Below are 20,271 nucleotides of genomic sequence, written 5' to 3'. Positions count from 1 at the left end.
TCACGCTGGAATTTCAATAATAAATTCTGTACCTTGTCCCAAAACAGAGTTACAACTCAACTTGCCACTATGAGTTTCTTCTACAATTTGTCGAGCGATCGCCAATCCCAATCCAGTTCCTTTTCCCACAGCTTTAGTAGTAAATAAATGATCGAAGATTTTTTGTTGAATTTCTTCATTCATACCTTTACCATTATCAGCGATCGCAATTCTGACAATTTTATTTGATTGTGAAGTTGTAATTGTGATGCAGTTAGGCTGGGCTTGAATTTCTGTAAAACTCTTACCAATATTTGATTCTTCTAAGGCATCAATCGCATTAGCAATAATATTCATGAATACTTGATTTAATTGTCCGGGAAAACATTCTATCTGGGATAAATCTCCATACTGAGTTATAACTTCAATAGCTGGGCGTTGTTCGTTAGCTTTGAGACGATGTTTGAGAATGAGAATGGTACTGTCGATACCTTGATGAATATTAAATGGCACTTTGTAATCTTTATCTGCACGGGAAAAGGTACGAAGACTGGTACTAATATTTTTCAGTCTGTCGCAGGCCATAACCATTGCATCTATTGTTTTAGGTAAGTCTTCTAAAAGATAATCTAAGTCAATTTCTTCGGCGTGTTCTTGAATTTCATCTGTGGGATTTTCTAGAGTTTGCTGATAGAGTTTTAAGTGTTCAGCGATATCGGCAAAATTTGGTTTAGTCTGTTTGAGAGTAGCAGAAATAAAGCCCAAAGGATTATTCATTTCGTGAGCTACTCCTGCAACTAAGTTGCCCAATGCAGACATTTTTTCACTTTGAACGATTTGTAAATGAGCGTTTCGCAGATCTGTTAGGGCTTGCTCTAAGTCAAGTGATTGTTGTTGTAATGCCAGTTCTGCTTTCTTGCGGTCGCTAATATCAATTACCACCCCATCCCATAAAATTGCGCCATCAGCTTGTCGCTCTGGCCTAGCAGCAGAACGCACCCATTTTACAGTTCCCGAAGGCAGAATAATACGCCATTCTTGCTCAAATTGTGTTAAATTTTGGGCAGAGTCGATGATTGCTTGTCTAATAGTAAGCTCATCATCAGGATGATGCATAGCACTCAGGCTATGTACGCCAGCCATCACCAACTCTGGCTCTAACTCATACAAGTCAAAACAGCCAGAGCTAACATAAGGTGTTGAAGTTGAACCGTCAACCGCCAGACGGAATTGATACACCATACCAGGAATATTATTTGCCAAATTTTGGAAACGGAGTTCGCTAGCCTGCAATTTTGCTAGAGATTGTGCTAACTGTTGGGTATATTGTTGAGAATTTTGATAAAGTTGGGCATTTTCTAAAGAAATTGCGGCTTGAGTGCAAAGTAAGTTCAGGAGTTCAACGCGATCGCTAGTAAAGGCTCCTGTTGTTAATTTATTCTCCAGATACAAAATACCTAGCAACTTTCCTTGATGTAAAATTGGGCTGCACAAGATACTTTTTGGCTGTTGACGCATGATATAGGGGTCATTTGCTAAAGTCAAATCGGCACTGGCATCAAACAGCACCACAGTTTGCCGATTGTGCTTGACTTTGTAGATCGGCTTCAGGGGAATGTCCTGGCTCTCCTCAATCGGAATACGCTGCAACATCACAGGCTCAGTCCCCACAGTAACTAACCCTTTAATTAATAGGCGTTCATCTCGCAACATCATGAACGCACATTTATCAGCCCCCACATTTTCAATAATGATAGAAAGCAGCAATGAAAGCAGTTTTTCCAGTTCAATTTCGCCAGAGATAGCATGAGTAGCTTTCAGAATGGCAGCTAAGTCAAGAGAATTAGATATCCGGTGAGAAGAAGAACTAGTGGAGGTAAGGGTTTCCCTGGCGAACAGGGTTTCCTTGACCGAGAGGTGAGGGCGAGTTGGTTGCAAGATAGCAGTCAAAAGTTGCGGGTAACGTCTTTCCAGGTCGGCAACTTTGGCTTTCGCACCCCAACGAGCATAGTTATAGTAGGCTTTGATCGCGTACTCTTCGGCAATGCGCTGTTTATCCCATTCGAGATAAAACTTGGCTGCTAGTTCGTTGGCGAGGGCTTCTTCGTTAATAAATTGATGTTCTTTAGCCAAATTTATCGCTTGGTCGTAACATTCGCTGGCTGCAAATTTTTCACCCAAAACTCGATAACGTTCAGCCTCCACTAAATACCATTTATGTAGGTGGTTCATCGGCGCATATTGCGCCCACCGGTGCAAAATCTTTTGATGGGTAGCAGCAACAGCCAACAGTTCGGTTTGCTCCGGTTCTGCCTGGGTAGGGACAAGTCCTAGATAAGTTAGCGCCGCATAAAAATGGAAAATGGGCACAAAAATCGACCCTGATACTGCCATTAAACACAGCTGGGCTTGGGCGATATATTCGCGTGCATCTGTATAATTAGCAAAATAGCAAGCAAGCAGCAGTTTGTAGATATAAGCTTGGGCGATCGCAATAAAGTCATTATCCTGCTGGTGCTTAGTTAGCATCAACGTTTCATTGTAGGCATTACCAATTAAGTAATGTGGTTCGCTGACTGGTTCTAGCAAGTTTTCTGCCGCTTGTTTGCCCAGATTCACATATACTTGCGCAGAATATTGTTTCACCTGAGCCAATGCCAGACTATAATCAGCGGTGACTTGAATAAAACTATTCAGTTCTTCACCGCTAAAAAACTTGCCATTACTGTGACCGCCCAGAGCAAAACCAGCGTGTAAAAAATCTCCAGTTTCGATGCCAGATTGGTAGGCTGTTAACAGCAGCGGAATTGTAGCATCCAACCGCTCTTGGTAATGTTGAATAAAGCAACCAAACAAAGAAAGTACAACAGATTTATTCTTTTGGATATGAAATTTTTCTAGTAAATTTAGAGCCAATTTACCAAAAGCATAGCCTGTGGCGGCATCTTCTAAGAAAGCACACAATACCATAGCGTGAATACCATAGGCAGTTGTTGATGCCACAGTATTGCCCGATCGCAAAGATAAATTTACCATCATCGAACTCAACCAAGGCAACAAACCTGGCATTCCTTGGATAATAGGTGAAAACAACATTCCCAACACTTCCATTGCTGCTTCTGTGGTGGGATCGGTCATTAATGGTAGATCGATTAAGTCTGCAATTTGTCTACCTGCAAGTTGTTTGTTCAGGTTTTGTAGCATTTTGCCAATCAAGGCTTGATCGGGTTCTTTTGGCAGTTCAATTCCCAATTGTGCTAATGCTTTTCTGCCAACTGCGATCGCTTCCAGCACATTACTTTGTAAAACTTGCGCGGCAATTTGAGTTTCATAAATTTTCACTTTATCTAAAATTGTTCGCGCCGATAACAATACTATTGTTGCTATCTGTTCCATGCTTTCAAAGTCACTATTTAAATAACTCGCTTCAGCTGCTGCAATATGAATATTTAAAGCCAATTCATACTGATGACTCCAACAATTTTCTTGTAATAGTTCTAGTCCAGTTTGGAAATATATTCTTGCTGCCGCATAGGCGGTAGAATTTCTCGCCTTACCTCCTGCTTTTAAGTTAAGTTGAGCTAATTTTTCTTGTTCGCTCGGTTCAACGATTAACTTAATTCCTTTATTCAAATGCTCGACAATATCAAACAGTTTTTCTTCTTGTTCTATTGCGGATAGATTTTTCTGGAGTAATTGACCTATTTGCAGATGAGTTGCTTGTTTTCTATCTTCAGGAATCAGCGAATAGGCGGCTTGTTGTACTCTGTCATGTAAAAATTTATATTTTGCTAATTGTTTCGTAGTATTTCCTTGTTCTATTGTCAAGCGATCGCGCTCGTTGCCTTGATAAAATTTATAAATTTCACTAATTGGTAAAACTAATCCTTCTTGCAATGCTTTCCACAAATCAGCAGCAGTTTCTATCTCTGACTGCTGAGAAACAATTGCCAAAGTTGTTAAATCAAAAGAGTTCCCAATACAAGCAGCCAATTGTAATAAATTTTGAGTTGATTGTGGCATTTTTTGTAATTGCCATGCCATAAAAGCAACAACATCATCTGTAAGTGCCAGTTGATTTACTTGGGTAATATCGCATTGCCAACAACCTAATGCGAAATCAAATTGAATGAGATTTTCTTGATGTAGTGACTTAAGAAACTGTGTAGCAAAAAACGGATTACCTTGAGTTTTTTGATAAATTGATACAGAAAGATTCCATGCCAGATTTTCTGAGCATTTAAGTGTGTCAGCCACTAACTGATTTACTTCTACTTGATTAAGTGGTGCTAAGGTAATGGTATTAATAGTAGCTGACGTTTTTTCAATTTCACTTAAAGTCAACATTAAAGGATGGGTAGAATTGACTTCGCGATCGCGATATGCACCAATTAACAACAGATGCCCTGTATCAGACATTAAAAGCTGTATTAACTTTAATGATGCTGAATCTGCCCATTGTAAATCATCTAAAAATATAACTAATGGATGTTCGGCAGTAGTAAATACTTGAGTAAATTTTTTAAATAATAAATTAAATCTATTTTGTGCTGCGGTTCCTGATAATTCTATAGCAGGTGGCTGTTTGCCAATAATTATTTCTAATTCGGGAATAAATTCAATAATTACCCCGCCATTTTCTCCAACAGCCTCTAATATTTTATTTTTCCATTGTTGAATTTGTATATCACTTTCAGTTAATATCTGACCTATTAAGTCACGGAATGCTTGTACAAAAGCACCCAATGGAATATTACGTTGAAATTGGTCGTATTTACCTTTGATAAAATAACCGCGTTGTCTCACAATTGGTTTATGAATTTCATTGACAACTGCTGTTTTGCCAATTCCAGATAACCCAGCGACGAGCATCATTTCTGTTGCACCAAGGCTGACTCGCTCAAATGCTTGCAGTAGAGTTGATACTTCGTCTTCTCTACCATAAAGTTTATCGGGAATAATGAAGCGATCGCATAAATCCCGTTGCCCAATTTCAAAATTTTCAATTCTACTAGTTTCTTGTAGCTGAGATAAACATTTATCTAAATCATATTTTAGTCCCAAGGCACTTTGATATCTGTCTTCAGCATTTTTTGCCATCAATTTCATGACAATATCGGAAATTACTTGGGGTATTTCTGAAAAATTATTAAATGCAGGTGGTTTTTTGGCAATATGACAATGTAATAATTCCATTGCATCATTTGCTTGAAATGGTAATTCTCCTGTGAGTAATTCGTAGAAAGTTACGCCTAAAGAATAAAAATCAGTCCGATAATCAATCCCGCGATTCATTCTGCCTGTCTGTTCTGGAGAAATGTAAGAAAGTGTCCCTTCTAACACATTAGGATTAACTATCGCTGGCGTTTCTCGCGGTAATAAAGATGCAATACTAAAATCTATTAATTTAACTTGTTTGGTTTCGGGATTAATTAATATATTGTTGGGTTTAATATCTTTATGAATGATGCGCTCGTGGTATAATATATCTAAAGTTTTGCACAGAGCGATCGCAATTTCTAAAAACTCTTGGAGAAAATTTCCCTTACTCTTAGCTTGCCATTCTGCAAGAGAAATGCCACCAAAGTCTTCCATTATTAGCACATAACCATTTTGGTATGGTTCGAGACTATAAGTTTGAATAATTAGAGGTGAGTTGAGATTTTTCGCAATGTTGTACTGATTGCAAAAAGATAAGAGTTCGCTAAAACTAGGATAAGGATTTTTCAGCAGTTTAATGACTACAGGTAATGAGTCAGTTTCTCGAATAGCTCGATAAACTAATGTTCTAGAGCCATTGTAGAGTTCTTCGCTTATCTTGTAGCCGTGAATATTGAGCATAATGCCAAGCCCTAAGTACCGGGCTTAGTATTCCCATACATACACTTTATTTCACTAAAACAGCAAAAATAGATACACTAATTTTGTAATCTTGCTTTTGATCGAATTCCTGCTAATAGCCCTGTTGGCGAAGTAAACCAGACATCATCGCGATCGCACCTGCATATCGAAGCGAAAACCGAGAAAGATCGACTCAAACCTGGTTTAAAGATCCGAGAAGCGGTAGTCTGGCACTGTTACGGAATCTACATGATTGAGGATTGCTGTTTAGTCTGTATCCGTACATCTTGTCGCCCTAAAGGTGAAAATCCGTAGATTGATCGGTTTTTATGAAGCGATTTTAAAGAATCAGCGATCGCCCTTAGCATTGACGTTCATAGTTGCTACTATGGGGCACATATACAGAACTCCTTATACCGAACCTGAATTATCCTCTTCTATCCTCGGAAGAAATCAAAGCCCCCTTCATATTAAAGGGGGTTATTTTTATGATGGTAGGGAGGGCGATGCAAGTTATTTGTTCTCCCCGTTCTCATCAGAGTAGCCGCCGATGCGTCTGTGTCATATTTCTACTGATACAAATCACTCCCTCTACTTGCCTATGTGTATCACTGTTAAAGCGAAAAACCTCATCTAAAATCAATTAATGTCTGGCGATAGGTATCTGGTAAACCTGTATCAAAACATTTACCTTTGATTACATAACCTGTCATTCCTTCTGCCTGACATAATCGATCCAAACAAGTTGTTAACTGAAATTCACCACGGTAGCGGAAATTTTCCTGAATGCTTTCTGCCAAATAATCAAAAATTTTTGGTGTCAATACATATAAGCCAAATATGCATAAAAATTCATCTTCAGCCATACCTTCTACTCGTAAATTCTGGCGTGCATAATCAATACTGGGCTTTTCTGCTAGTTGTGTTATTGCCAAAACTGAATTGAACTCTTGCCACATTCCTGTGACACATCCCGCTTTGTCAATGATTGCAGCTGGCATTGTAGTTAAGCTAACTACACTTTGATTAACTTGTGCATAAAGTTCAACAATTTGTCGCGCACAAGATTTATCAATATCGGATTTATAAACATGATCGCCCAACATTAACAGAAATGGCTCATTTTGTACCCAGTCTTTAGCACAAAATACTGCATGACCATAGCCTTCTTGTTGTTGCTGGGTTAATAGCACAACTTTCTTACCCAATTCTTGCAGATATTCACTGTATTCTTGATTGGATGGTGAGAGTTTTTGCCAAAGTTCTGGTGTGGGTGGATTTTTAAATAAATCTGCAAAAATTTCTAGATCGTCAGGTTGTACAACAATGCCTACTTCTGTAATGCCCGCGCTAATTGCTTCTTCTACAATTGCTAAAATTACAGGTTTAGCTCTGCCATTTTGGTCAATAATTGGAAAAAGTTCTTTTTTGACAACTTTAGTAGCAGGAAATAATCTAGTACCAAAACCAGCAGCAGGAATTACTGCTTTTCTGACTTGATTTATTTGCATAAATAAATTTTAATTTTGGCAATATTTTATCGAAAAAATATATGCCTCAGACGCCAGAATTCACAATTTATGGGTTCCCTCTGAGGTTGAATATTTTTAAACTACAGGAAGTCGGCAGAAAAGCCCACTTCGGAGTGTGAGATGAACTGTAGTCTGCCGACTTGGGGCATTGACATTCTTTCTCATGCCCAATAAGTATATCTTAAGATATATTGTCAAAAATCTACAAGTAAGGTATATGGGCGATAGTATCGAAAAGAATTCAGAACTCAGGAGCCAGAGTAAGTTCTGAATTCTGCTTTCTGTTTCCTAGATTCTTCTTGAGAGTTTGCATCCTTTACTAATCGATTCTGAATTCTGCATTCTTTGGCAATCAATAACTTCATTTTATCCTTTTAAGAAAAAAGAGTATTTGCTCTTATTTGAACCCAAGCATAATATTAAGTTCATAAGCTACTAAGCTTACAAGTTGAAGAACACAATTACATCTGTAATTAATAGCGATCGCTTCAATCATCTTCTGAAAGAATTTTGCTAAATCCTCGCGGAGAAAGACTATGAGTTGGCTAATTGGTACGCTACTTATTGGAGTATCTGTAGCTTTTGCAACGACATTTGATGACAATTTATATTTGACAGCTTTTTTTGGCAAAGTAAATCATGTCTTTCGCCCCAAACATATTATTATTGGCGAATTTGTGGGATTCACTACATTAGTAATGGCTAGCCTTCCTGGCTTTTTAGGTGGCTTAGTTCTTCCAGAAGCATGGGTTGGATTGTTAGGCATACTCCCCATCATAATTGGTATCAGCCATTTAATGAGTCGAGAAGCAGAAGAAGATACTATACAAGCTGTATCAGTTAACTTTGGCAATTCAGCTAAACCTCAGCGCCGTAAAAAATCATTAATAGCAATCCTCAGAGATCCGCAAACTTATCGTGTTTCTGCGGTAACTATTGCTAATGGTGGAAACAATATTGGCATCTATATACCTTTATTTGCTAGCAGTAACTTTCCCAGCTTGGCAGTAATTGTGTGCGTTTGCTATTTAGCGATTGGACTGTGGTGTTTTGTCTCTTACAACCTGACTCGGAATCCTCTCATGGCTTCTGTGATGACTCGCTATGGACGCAAGGTTTTTCCCTTTGTATTAATATACTTGGGCTTATCTATCATGTTTAAAAGCGGAACTTATCAACTTTTACCAAACGTTGCAATGCTTTTAAAATAGAGTATTTTTCATCTACTAGAAAGCTCCGATCGCATACTCAAATCACACCTATGAAAATTCTCAAAATCGCTTTAATGCTTTTAATACTTTTAATCAATTTAGGAATTGCTTGCCCCTCTTGGGCAGATCAAACACCGCACTTAAGTCCAAATTCTGACTATTTCGTAGGGCAAAAAGTTGTTTGGTTGTATAAAGCTCGTGCTGACTCTGAGAATATCCAGAGAATTCCTGCCGAAGTTGTCAAGTTAGGCTCTAAGCAAGTACAAGTTAAAGTTCAGAACAATAAAAATGAGTTTGTTAATCGTTGGGTCAATCGGGATAGATTAGAGGTTGTCAATAATAATAATTATCGAAAAAAACTCTAAATATATTTTAAACGTAATAGATGAATCACTAGAGAGTTTCGATCTGATATGAATAGCTAATAAACCATTAGTTTTATTTATGGTTAGGCAAAATAATAGTATTTGATTTAGGAGATTGATTGGCATTAAGGTAAAACCAACGTTAATTAAAAGCAAACAATATCAAATTGTAGAGGAATAAACTAATGAACAAACCAAACTCAAAAAAAGTAACATCTTGGCTTTTAACTGCTGTATTTCTGGGATTTCTGGCAATATTTTCTCTTTTCGATCAGCCCTATGCTTTAGCTCTATCAGAGACACAACCCGTACCGACAGAATCTACACCAACTCCAATAGTAAATCCGGCTCCTGTTGTACCTCCAACAGCATGGCCAGTAGATAGCGTAGCTGCAAATGTTCAACGTCTATTAACAACTAATGAATGTGCTGGCTGCAACTTATATGAAGCGCAGCTGGAAAGAGCAAATCTACAAGCAGCTAATTTAGCGGGTGCAAACCTGCAAAAAGCAGAGTTAGAAAAGGCTAATCTACAAGGAACAAACCTAGCATCAGCTAATTTACGAGGAGTAGATTTAAGTAAAGCAAATATAGCCGGAGCAAATCTGCAAGGGGCAAATTTATATGATGCAGATTTAGAAGGCGCAAACCTGCTAGGGGCTGATTTGCAAGGTGCAAACTTACAAAAGGCAGATTTACAAAAAACAAATCTCTTAAATGCCAATATCCAAGGTGCAAACTTGATGGGGGCTGATTTAGAAGGTGCAATGGTACCTCCAGGAATCATGAATCCTTATCAAATGAATCCGTATCAATAATTTCCAGCCTATAGATACGTGAATAGATATCTCAGCTAGGGAGCCATTCCTAGCTTATTTTTATGAAATTTCTTAAGGCTAAAAGTAATATAAATTTGTAATTAAACCGTTAATCGATACAATAAATGCGGTAAATTCGCGCGAACAATATCACGCTCGTATTTAAATCCTAACTTTTCCATAACCCTTTGTGAAGCTCGATTCATTGTCAGAGTAAAACAAACAACCTCCGAAATATTTAATAAATCAAAACCAATTGTTAGGATTTTATCTCCCATCTCAGTTGCTAATCCTTTACCCCAAAATTCAGCCATTAAAGCGTAAGCTAATTCCACCTCTTCTTTACCATCTACATGAGTATTCCGCAAACCAGCACGACCAACAAACTGACGATTAACTCGATCTCGAAATACCCATAAACCGAATCCATACTGTTCCCAATGATGCAAGTTATTGAAAATAAACAGCCTGGTTTCTTCATCAGAACGAATACCGCCTAAAGTTGCCATAACTTTTAAATTCTGGTGCATACGGTAAAGTTCATGCAAATGTTGAAAACGCAATCTTTCAGCAAGCAATCGGCGTGTAGAAAAGGTTTCTATTAATTGCATTTTTTTACTATATCAATTGTTTATATGTTATAAATTCAAATTAAAATCGTGGTTTAACTATCCAGTCTTGCGCAGATAAAACGATAGCCTAAATCAATTTCTGCCAAATTGCGAATATCTCCATACTTTTTTATCCATTCTCCACTACTTAAATCTGCTGCCAATAACTGTAATCCTTGTGCTACTAAATCTTGATTTGCTAATGCAAAAGATGAGATTCCAGCACGTACTTCTGGTTGCAGATATAACTCTGGTTTTCTCCAGGCTGCTGCTGCGAATAAATCAGATAAATCATGTGGTAATAAAAGGGGTATAGCTTCAACACGCCTTTGAGTATTAGTCTGAATTAAATTAATCTGTTCGTGAAGTGGTAAAAATCGCAAAGCATCTTCCCACAAAAAGGGAAAATAATCATAAAGCCATATCTTCTGAGCAAACCTAATATCAAAAGTTAGTAAAACTATTGTCCCATCTCTAATAACTCTGTACATTTCATGAAAAGCTTTTTCGAGATGAGTAAAGTGATGAATTGCCAGGATACTGATAACAGCATCAACAGACTTATCTGGTAGAGGTAAATTTTCTGCATAGCCAGTGAACCACTTCACTTGTGGATGTTCTACTGCTTGTTTTTGCATCACTAAAGAAGGTTCAACAGCACGAACAAAAAATCCTTGGTTAGCTAAAGCTAGGCTGTAACCGCCTGTACCAGCACCAATATCAGCGATAGTGCTACCTTGAGGTAAATTGAGTAAGTCAATTAGTTGATTAACAATGCGGATATCAGGGATGCGAGTTTTTGAATATTGTTGACCAATGGAATTATAAATAGGCATTTTTAGCAACTTCGCTTTTATTTTTTGCCAAAGAGTTCAACGGCAAGCTATCTCAAGGCGATCGCATATACTTGAGTTTGAGCTAGCGTTAGGGTAATTCGTAATTAAGAGGCGTTGGGTTTGATTCGTTGTAGAAAAGCAATATTCAGTTCTAGTTTCTCCCCTAGCCACAAGGCATGGGCTGTATGATCTGTGACATCATCGCCTGTTTCCGGGTGGACGAGAATATCCAACCCTTCACGGTTGAGCATTAACCAGGGGACGACTTGCGTAAATTGGTTTGGTGAGAATGCAACTTGATACATCGATTTGGGATGGGGGCCAATAGGCTGATCGTGCCAGCGTCCCAACCGTACTTCAAATCTAGCTCCTAATCCATCTCGGATACGGGCAGCAATGTCACGAGTTTCTGTATCGTAGTAGACATGAGCATGAAAACCAGTGATGATGCTATTTTCTTTCATTACCTTTATTGCTGAGTTTTTAATATGGGATGACTGAGTTCTCTGGGAATATCTTCAGTTTGCAGTAGTGCGATCGCTTTTCTTCATTCTTCAACATTTTTGGCTACAGGATTGCTGACACGATGCGATCCTTGTCAAGTCTGCTCGCGTAATTTTACACAATTATTACCAACTAAATTGGTGTTGTTTGGGTTGGTAATCATATTACTAAGAATTCAAAGCTGTGGTGTTGTAGCGATCGCCTATCGTTTAGAGATTGAGATTCAGCCACTAGGATAGCATAAAGGTTTGGTAAAGTCATGATTTAACTACGTAGTTCGATTGATCTTATCCAACAATGTTGGTAGTATGACTTTATCCGAGAAAGCAAGCATATATCAGCGTACGTCTATAAAGCTGATGGGGAAGTGAAGATCTTTTTTTCACTACCCAGATTTTTCTGACTCAAGTAATACTTTCTGAAAATCCGCCGAGTCGTCATAGCAACAATATTAGATCAAAACTATGAAAAAGCATTTTTTTGCCTTTTCATTGATAGCTCGTGCTGTCAGTGTCACATTTTCCGATCGGTTTTTTACTTAAAAAAACAAGCATTTGTTGAAAAGTAAATTAGTTAATTTAGCTGATGAATAGCAAATTTTATATCTCCAAATCTGCTTTCATGAGTAATCTAATTACAATTTCAGCAAAACATCCAAAAAACCATGATTCAACAAACTATGTTATCTGCATTTTCACAAAAAATTGCCAAGTTAAGTTTAAGCTTAATAGCAGGATTTAGCGCTACTCTTCTACTTTCCAACCCAATTTATGCAGCTACTCTAGGCACTAACTTAATTGTTAATGGAGATGCAGAACAGGGACTAGGAGATGGCATTAGTAATGCCGTGGGTACTGACATACCTGCTATCCCTGGTTGGACTAAAACTGGTGATTTTAGTGTGTTGAAATATGGTGCCACAGGATTTGATTTTGTTAACCCTTTTGGTAATACAGTGAGTGTTAGTGGATTAGCTGATGCAAGTAGTCCAGGGCCAACTAATCGCGGACTCAATTTATTTTATGGTGGAGGTAGTAGAGCTTCATCTAGTGCTTCGCAATTAATTGATGTGAGTAATTTAGCCTCTATTATTGATGCAGGTAAAGGTACGTATGATTTGAGTGCTTGGTTAGGTGGTTATCAAAAATAGAATTCAGGAGTCAGAATTCAGTATGAATTTTTTCCGAGTGACGAATAAATAAATAGTGTTTTTGCAACCCCACCAAATCATAGGTTTGGGGTTTTTCGCTTGTTTTTCTTACCTAAAAAAAGAGCGATCGCACTTTAGTTTCATTCCTATCTAAAACCAGCTATCTATAATTGTTTGCAGATATTCCATAGAAGAATTCTCTGCTGAAGAATGCAAAACCAAATCGGGTTTATTTAATGCTGAGCGAAACTGACGATATAGGTAAATACTATGTTGCAAAGCTTTGGCAATCTCAAGGCGATCGTGTTTTATGGGAATAGTCTGACGAAAATCAGCTAATAAATGAGGCAGTTCTTTTTCTAAATTTCTCACACCGCGAGGGAGTAATCCTGCTTGCATTTTGGCTAATGGAGCCAGAACTTGTCCGCGAATAAAAGAAATAAAATCAATAGCTTCAAAAAGTTCGCCTCTACCTAATTTGGTTGCACCGTAGTGTACCCAAACCCAAAAGCGGTCTTCAATCCACTGTAAATCTAAAGGTGGATAAGTTCGTGGATTATCTTGTATAGCTAAGGTTAATAAATTGTCTTGCTCCCATAAAACAATAGGATTTTCTATTCGATGTATTTTAAAATCTTCTAAGACCAAAAATTTAAAGTCAACGTGTAAAAGCGGATTTTCATATAAACAAATTAACAGTCTGGGTTCTCCGACGTGTTCGCCTGTGAAAGCCGCTAGTAATGAACCCAACCTATTAGCGAAAAGCTTGCGCTCATGCAATATATCTTGATAATGAACATCAGCCACAACAATAATTAAGTCGAGGTCGGAATATTCATCCATTTCCCCACTCAAATATGAACCACCAATGGCTACACCTAACAAGCGATCATCTCTTTTTAATTGAGAAATAATCTGCTCTAAAAAGCGTTTTTGTGGTTCAGGAATGGGCATAGTAATTCCATCAAATGCTTGCTGAATTTTGTTAACATAGCCTGTGCTGAGTTAAGCTAGAACTACTTACCTTCTGTAGATAAGCTTTTACCTCAGCACTCTTCATAATAATTGAAGACGGCTCAAATTACAGCAATCTTTTGATTAAGAAACTATATATCAAACTGCGATTGCGGGATTTTTGAAATAGACAGGTTCATTTCCTGGCTTCCATTTAATGTTACAACCAATGCTAGGTTTTTGTTGCCAAGTCACAGGCTGGCCTATCAAAACAGTATTAATTGCAGCGCGCAAATCTTTCCCGGTTACAGGTATTCCGCTTTGAGGACGGCTATCATCTAATTGTCCGCGATAAACAAGTCTTCGGCTAGCATCAAATAGAAAAAAGTCAGGAGTACAAGCAGCAAAAAAGTTCTTTGCAGTTGCTTGAGTTTCGTCAAACAGAAGTGGATAAGCTAAATCTAACTCTTGTGCAAATTCTTTTAAAGATTCCGGTGCATCATCAGGATGAGTATTGGCATCATTAGCACTAATTGCCACAATTCCTAAACTACTATCTGCACTTTGTATATAGTCCTGTCCCAGTTTTGCTAATTCAAATTTAATGTGCTGCACGTAGGGACAATGACGACTCAAAAATATCACCAACAATGCTTTTTTGTTAGCAAAGTCTGAGAGCAAAATGATTTTACCTGAAACCACATCTGGTAAATCAAAATTAGGCGCTAAAGTACCAAGAGGCAGCATTGTTGAAGAAGTTTTTACCATGAAATAAAAATCCTGAATTTTTGCAAAAAATGTCCAAGTTCAAAGTCTCTAGTTTTAATTTTAAAAACTATTGACATAACTCCTGTTATTTTTGACTAATTGTAGTAGGAGTAATAGCTGCATATTGCTCAGGTGTCAGTACAGCTTCTTTAATATTTACCTGTTTCGGAATCACACCATTTTTATAGAAATAATCGGCAATTCTTTGTTGTTCGGCGATCAACTCAGGAGAAATTGCTCTTAATCCATAGCTACGGCGGCTAAGTACCAAATCCATCACTTTTGGATCTAGTTTCTGATGAGGTAATATTAATTTTGCCGTTTCTTTAGGATGAGCCTCAGCCCAGCGCTGAATGTTATCAATTTCTTCAATGACAATCCGTAGCAATTCTGGGTTGTCAATTGCAAACTGTTTTCTACCGACATAATAACCACCAGGAGTATCAAGTCCTTCAGCTGTTTTAATAATTCTTGCTTTACCTAAAAGTTCAGCCCTTGCTAAGTGCGGATCGCCACTTACCCAAACAGGAATTTTACCTTCTAAAAATGCGCTACTAGCTTCTACATTAGGTATACTCAAAACTTGAATATCTCCTGGTTTCAAACCTACCTTTTCTAACTCTCTGAGAATGAAATAGTGAGAAGCAGAAGCTTTTTGGAAAACAACTTTTTGTCCTTTAATGTCTTTAACGCTTTTAATTGGAGAATTTGGCGGAACTGCGATCGCACTACCTCTACCCGTTTTCTCTGTACGTTTTGAACCTACTACATAAACAATATCAGCACCAGCCGCTTGAGCAAAGATAGGGGGAGTTTCGCCAACAGAACCCAAGTCAATTTTACCCACATTCATGGCTTCCATTAGCTGCGGGCCTTGAGCAAATTGCGCCCACTCTACCTTGACTCCCAAGGGTTCTAGACGCTTTTCTAATACTTGCGTCACCCTCACCAAATCGCCAGCTTGTTGATATCCCATGCGGAGTGTTTTAGTTTTAACTCCAGAGGGTTTAGTATCAGATACATTGCTAGCAGAAGATTGATTTTGGGTGTTTTGATTTCCTTGCGTACAACTAACCAAACTTAAGGAAGTCGCTAAGGTTAATAATCCCGGAACTATGAGTAATGTAAATCTCCGAAAGATTGACAAACGCTGAGGTTGACTGGATAGCATATTTAACGTTCTGAAGTGCGTAATGGGTGAAAAAATTCTATATCTTCAACTGAGCATTTAATTAGTATTTTCAAAATACTCACTAATTTAGATTTCAGATATATTAGTCCTTCTTTATTTAAATTCAAGGCTCATGAAATTTTAATTAGCTCTTAGGTTGAATTCTAAAGGTGAAAAGTGCAAAACAAATGTGTTTTAGATAAGAAGGTGGACATTGCCCACCTTCAGCTTGATCGCATCAAAACACAAATTTGTTATTAGTTAGGTCGGCATACAAACCAAAATATTTACTAACCCTAACTAGTTCTTTTTAATTACGCCGACCTACTTAATTAAGCGCGAGTATTGGTTGCTAAATACTCTTCTGCTTCTTTTTCAATGGCGGTACCTTTAAAGAAGTCACGATTCAGACTTGTATACAATTCCAAAGGATGAATTGAGAGGAAATATCGCAAGTCTTCTTCGCTGAGGATACCGCGTTCTACCATGCTGTAAGCGTTGGAGGTAACAGCTGTAATGTCAGGTACATCCCAATGACCGGAATCAGAACCCAAGAAGGCTTTTACTCTGTCTCCATAAGGATTGGCTTTTTGATGGAAAGCGTAAGCCACACGGATATCGTCTGATTCTGTACCAAAGTAGAAATGGTTCAGGAAGCGATCGCGCACATCTTCCGCTTTGGTAATTCCCGCCGCAGCAAATTCATTCAATTCGCCAGGATCTTCCGGTGCAAAGTATTTGCCGTGGAAACCTAAACCACTACCAATTTCATCAAAGCGATCGCGGAATTCTTTGCCACCGTAACGTACAAACAATTCCCGCAATTCTTCCCGATTCACATTATTAGGATGATTGTTTTGTAAAATCTCTGGGTTGCGAGTTTCCCAATGCCAAATCAGATCTGTATAGAGGCTAGCACCCCAAGCCGAACCACCCTCTAGAAAAGCAAATCTCAGAGTCGGGAAACGATAAGTAACACCACCAAAGAACAGTGCTTTACAAAAAGCTTCCGCAGCCGATGCAAAGTGTCCGATGTGATTGTATTGGTAGTTGGAAATCGAACGCCGCGATGTCCAACCCATACCAGAAGCGTGGGTGGTGGGGACAACTTTGAGTTCTACGCACTTCGCCCAGAAAGGATCGTAATCGTAGGCACTATCTAAAGCAAAGTTATCAATCCAAGTTGCTTCTCGTTGGACTTCTTCGGGATATTTCTCGAAGCCAGGAATCACGCGAGTCACATAACCGGGAATCTGAATTGCTTTCAATCCTAATTCTTTGACCGCATATTCCAATTCTTCTATCCCTTCCTCTGGCGTGTGCAGAGGAATGGTAGCAATCGGAGTTAGGCGATCGGAGTAGGGGCGGAAGATATCTGCATGGTAGAGGTTGGCTGCACGACACACCGCCCGACGCATTTCTGCGTTTTTAATTTGCGGTGCTAGGGTTGCTAAGTTGGGATACAGTACAGCAAAATCTGTCCCAGCTTCTTGCAAACGTTCGTGCAGTAGCTTTGGTAAGCTAACAGTTGCCAGGTTTAACGTATCCTTTGTAGGACGACCCCAAAACGGAGGACGGGCTGTGCGGTAAGTATGACGTTCTTCTGGTGTTTGCTGGAACCAACGATAGCGGCCAGCGCCAGGTAAATGATCTCGGAAACTATCCGCAAGTTTAGCGCCACCTACTTGGGCTAAATAGTCCAGAAAAGCTGGTTCAAATTCCTGGGTATGCACATCGGTATCAATGATGGGATAACCTAGTTGCTCCCGAATCTGTGCAGAACGAGACTTTTTCGTAGGACGTTCAATTGCAATTGTCATGATTACGTCTCCATAGCTAATATGACTCGTTGATTTTCACAAGTCGTCAACCACGACCAAGCAAAAATCAAGACTCAAAACCCGACATCAACCAGAGTTGTATTACTGTATTGGCATTGAATATCTAAACTGTTTGCTCTATTTGTGCAGTACTTGAGAATAAAATACGTTTTGTCTACCAAGTTATCGTAGATTAATTTAATATTATTACACAGCCCTAGTTACAGCACAAGTACTTAGCAAACAAAATATATGTATTTGCAAGTTTAAGTTTTTCTAAAACTTAGACCAGCTAATTATGTATAACTAAGTGTCTTGCCTAGAGATGGAATACTTCATAGGGCACGGCATCCACAATCTTTTGGTGTATACAGTAATCCGATCGATGCCGTGCCCCTACTCGCCCCTACTTTCTTCTTGCCCCAAGACGATCGAAAGCTCTTGGCTCCTAGCTTCTTGCCAGCGACTCTAAAAAATTATGGCATGAGGAAGCTAAGGTGCGCTCCATCCTGGGCGCGTAACTCATTCACTGTTCCCTGAAGTTTGAGTTCTCCTTTGTCTAGCAAAATCACCCAATCTGCTCGTTCAATAACTCTAGGACGATGGCTGATCGTAATCGTCATTTTGCCCCGACGGTAAAATAGCAATTTATCTAACACTTCTGCCTCAGTTTGAGGGTCTAGGGCACTGGTAGACTCATCCAGAATTAAAATTGGCGGCTGAGTAACAATACCTCTAGCTAGGGCTAATCTTTGCCGTTGTCCTCCAGACAAATTTGCTCCAAATTCGCCGAGTACGGTTTGATATTTGTCAGGTAATTCACTAATAAACTCATCAGCACCTGCAATCTGGCAAGCTTGAACAATTTGTTCAAAGGTCGCCTGAGGATAACTGAAAGAGAAATTTTCCAGAATCGATCGCTTCCAAAAATGCGCTTCTTGAGGCACTAATACTATTTGTTGTCGTAGGCTATCTAGCGACAGGTCAGAGTGATTATACATACCGATGCGAATATTACCCGATTGCAAGCTGTACAATCCAGCAAGCAGTTTCACCAGCGTACTTTTACCACAACCAGACTTGCCAATCAGTGCGATCGCTTTTCCGCCGGGAAGGGTGACAGAAAAATCTTTGAGTAAGTCGGTGCGTCCGGGATGGTGAAAGTTGAGTTGGGTACAAACAATATCGGCATCATCAGAGATTGAAGCCCAAGGTTTCTTCTCATCATTAGGGCTTTCTGGCGTAGCATCCAAAACTTCTGTCAAGCGTTGGATGACCAGTTGCGCAGTAATCAAATCGTCCCCCAATCCGACCGTAAAATTGAGAAAGCCGATAAAATTGCTGCTCATGGCGCTGAATGCCAGCAACTGTCCGATCGTCATGGTGCGATCGATTACTAAATAGCTTCCCATCCACAACAAGGTAACGCTGGTTAATTTCGAGAGAAAATTGGTCAATGTCTTGCTGTAGACCGACAGTTTCATTGTGCTCCAGTTAAGATGCGCTAACCGCCCAAAATTCTGCTGATATTCCTCCTGTGCCTGCGGAGTTGCTTGCGTCGTTTTTAATACCTGAATACCACGAAATGTTTCTACTAAAAAACCCTGACTTTCACTTCTGAGTGCGATCGCCTCACGAGTTCTGCGCCGTTGGCTTGGCATAAACGAAACATCAATAATGGTAATTACCAAAAAGCTAAGAAAAGACACACCAGTTAGCCACCAACTGTAGGAAAGCATAAAGCTGAGTGAAATCAGGGAGGTAAAAAACTGGCTGGGGAGTTGCAAAATTACCGTCTGTACCAACGTATTCACCGTTCTGACATCGGCAAGGCGACTAGTTACTTCTCCACTGCGATGAGATTCAAAATAACTGAGGGGTAAGTGTAATAACTTATAGCCATACTCCATCAGCAGTCCGAGTTGCATTCGTTGCCCGAAGTAGCCCAACAAAAAAGACTGCACAACGCCTATGAGATTACTAAACAGATTTAGAGCAATTACCCCAATAGCAACAACTGTTAATAGTTGGGTATCACCTCGCACCAACACATCATCAGTCAAGATTTGTGTGAGCAAGGGGGCTGTTAAAGATAGCAAACCGATCGTGACATTCAGGGCGATCGCTTGTAGCAAAATCCAGCGATAAGGAAACGCCCTTCTGAGAAATCGCCCAAATCCCCTAACCTTATCAGATTCCTGAGCATAAAACCGGAGTTCATCAGGTTGTAGCAGCAGAATGACTCTATTACGCCAACCTTCAAGCAATTCTTCTTGAGTCAGATAACGTAAGCCAATTGCGGGATCGCCGACAATATATTTTTTACCCCGCTTGCCATACAGCACTACCCAGTGATAGCCCTTCCAATGAATGATGGCGGGCAAAGGAAATTGCTGCATCTGCTGCAAAAAATCATTGCTAACCTTCACACCTCTTGCATGAAATCCTAACGCTTCTGAGCCACGCTTCAGTCCCAATAACGTTGTGCCTGTCTGTATGGTGCCAACAGTTTCACGGATGCGGTTAATTGTAAAGATACGTCCGTAAAACCGACAGATCATTGCAAGGCAGGCAGCACCGCAGTCTTCCTGCCCATGCTGGCGCACATGGGGATATTTCATCGGGAGAGTAAGGAATAAGTTCCAATCTCAGGATTCCCAAGAATCTTTGATGTGAATCGCGAACCTGTATGGTATGCCTTACCTCATACA

Annotated in this window: 15 protein-coding genes; 5 read left to right on the top strand and 10 right to left on the bottom strand. The window is 39.3% G+C overall.

Annotated elements, in window-relative coordinates:
• A complete protein-coding gene (locus AACU33_RS12000; RefSeq protein ID WP_096588723.1) occupies nucleotides 1–5,820 on the bottom strand; it encodes a trifunctional serine/threonine-protein kinase/ATP-binding protein/sensor histidine kinase in 5,820 nt (1,939 codons plus the stop codon).
• A gap of 629 nt (nucleotides 5,821–6,449) precedes the next feature.
• Nucleotides 6,450–7,331, bottom strand: coding sequence for a sugar phosphate nucleotidyltransferase (locus tag AACU33_RS11995; protein WP_096588722.1), 882 nt, complete (start codon nucleotides 7,329–7,331; stop codon nucleotides 6,450–6,452).
• A 557-nt stretch (nucleotides 7,332–7,888) separates the two neighbouring features.
• Here AACU33_RS11995 and AACU33_RS11990 point away from each other — a divergent pair.
• The 3 genes from AACU33_RS11990 to AACU33_RS11980 all read left to right on the top strand — a co-directional run bounded on the left by AACU33_RS11990 (nucleotide 7,889) and on the right by AACU33_RS11980 (nucleotide 9,746).
• Nucleotides 7,889–8,563, top strand: coding sequence for a cadmium resistance transporter (locus tag AACU33_RS11990; protein WP_096588721.1), 675 nt, complete (start codon nucleotides 7,889–7,891; stop codon nucleotides 8,561–8,563).
• A 50-nt stretch (nucleotides 8,564–8,613) separates the two neighbouring features.
• The gene (locus AACU33_RS11985; protein WP_096588720.1) at nucleotides 8,614–8,928 is read left to right on the top strand and encodes a hypothetical protein; all 315 of its coding nucleotides are present in this window, start codon (nucleotides 8,614–8,616) and stop codon (nucleotides 8,926–8,928) included.
• 185 nt (nucleotides 8,929–9,113) lie between these two features.
• Nucleotides 9,114–9,746 carry a pentapeptide repeat-containing protein gene (locus tag AACU33_RS11980; RefSeq protein ID WP_096588719.1) on the top strand — a complete coding sequence of 211 codons (633 nt, stop codon included), beginning with the start codon at nucleotides 9,114–9,116 and terminating at the stop codon, nucleotides 9,744–9,746.
• A gap of 101 nt (nucleotides 9,747–9,847) precedes the next feature.
• Here the strand turns inward: AACU33_RS11980 and AACU33_RS11975 are convergent, their stop codons facing one another.
• The 3 genes from AACU33_RS11975 to AACU33_RS11965 all read right to left on the bottom strand — a co-directional run bounded on the left by AACU33_RS11975 (nucleotide 9,848) and on the right by AACU33_RS11965 (nucleotide 11,657).
• A complete protein-coding gene (locus AACU33_RS11975) occupies nucleotides 9,848–10,357 on the bottom strand; it encodes a GNAT family N-acetyltransferase (protein ID WP_096588718.1) in 510 nt (169 codons plus the stop codon).
• A 53-nt stretch (nucleotides 10,358–10,410) separates the two neighbouring features.
• A complete protein-coding gene (locus AACU33_RS11970; RefSeq protein ID WP_096588717.1) occupies nucleotides 10,411–11,193 on the bottom strand; it encodes a class I SAM-dependent methyltransferase in 783 nt (260 codons plus the stop codon).
• 104 nt (nucleotides 11,194–11,297) lie between these two features.
• Entirely contained in the window at nucleotides 11,298–11,657 is a 360-nt protein-coding gene (locus AACU33_RS11965) for a DOPA 4,5-dioxygenase family protein (RefSeq protein WP_096588716.1), read from the bottom strand.
• Between the two features lie 99 nt (nucleotides 11,658–11,756).
• On the opposite strand from AACU33_RS11965, the gene AACU33_RS11960 reads away from it, so the two are divergent.
• Both AACU33_RS11960 and AACU33_RS11955 read left to right on the top strand, forming a co-directional pair.
• A complete protein-coding gene (locus AACU33_RS11960; RefSeq protein WP_339375941.1) occupies nucleotides 11,757–11,936 on the top strand; it encodes a hypothetical protein in 180 nt (59 codons plus the stop codon).
• Nucleotides 11,937–12,361: 425 nt separating this feature from the next.
• The gene (locus AACU33_RS11955; protein WP_339375940.1) at nucleotides 12,362–12,847 is read left to right on the top strand and encodes a hypothetical protein; all 486 of its coding nucleotides are present in this window, start codon (nucleotides 12,362–12,364) and stop codon (nucleotides 12,845–12,847) included.
• 150 nt (nucleotides 12,848–12,997) lie between these two features.
• Here AACU33_RS11955 and AACU33_RS11950 read toward each other — a convergent pair whose 3' ends face one another.
• From AACU33_RS11950 to AACU33_RS11930, 5 genes are all read right to left on the bottom strand, one after another.
• Complete coding sequence (locus tag AACU33_RS11950) at nucleotides 12,998–13,801, bottom strand: nucleotidyltransferase domain-containing protein (RefSeq protein WP_339375939.1); 804 nt, start codon at nucleotides 13,799–13,801, stop codon at nucleotides 12,998–13,000.
• Nucleotides 13,802–13,960: 159 nt separating this feature from the next.
• On the bottom strand, nucleotides 13,961–14,569 hold the full coding sequence (locus AACU33_RS11945; RefSeq protein ID WP_096588714.1) for a thioredoxin family protein: 609 nt from the start codon (nucleotides 14,567–14,569) through the stop codon (nucleotides 13,961–13,963).
• Between the two features lie 85 nt (nucleotides 14,570–14,654).
• Nucleotides 14,655–15,740: an aliphatic sulfonate ABC transporter substrate-binding protein gene (locus AACU33_RS11940; protein WP_096588713.1), complete on the bottom strand. Its 1,086-nt coding sequence runs from the start codon at nucleotides 15,738–15,740 to the stop codon at nucleotides 14,655–14,657.
• Between the two features lie 332 nt (nucleotides 15,741–16,072).
• Nucleotides 16,073–17,560, bottom strand: a complete 1,488-nt coding sequence (locus AACU33_RS11935) for an amidohydrolase family protein (RefSeq protein WP_096588712.1) — start codon at nucleotides 17,558–17,560, stop codon at nucleotides 16,073–16,075.
• A 476-nt stretch (nucleotides 17,561–18,036) separates the two neighbouring features.
• Nucleotides 18,037–20,181, bottom strand: a complete 2,145-nt coding sequence (locus AACU33_RS11930; RefSeq protein WP_096588711.1) for a peptidase domain-containing ABC transporter — start codon at nucleotides 20,179–20,181, stop codon at nucleotides 18,037–18,039.
• Between the last annotated feature and the right edge of the window lie 90 nt (nucleotides 20,182–20,271).

Origin of the sequence: Calothrix sp. NIES-2098 (assembly GCF_963875125.1) — a bacterium.
GTDB lineage: Bacteria > Cyanobacteriota > Cyanobacteriia > Cyanobacteriales > Nostocaceae > Aulosira.
Note: the sequence above shows the minus strand (reverse complement) of the source record. Positions and strands in the feature narration are given on the sequence as shown.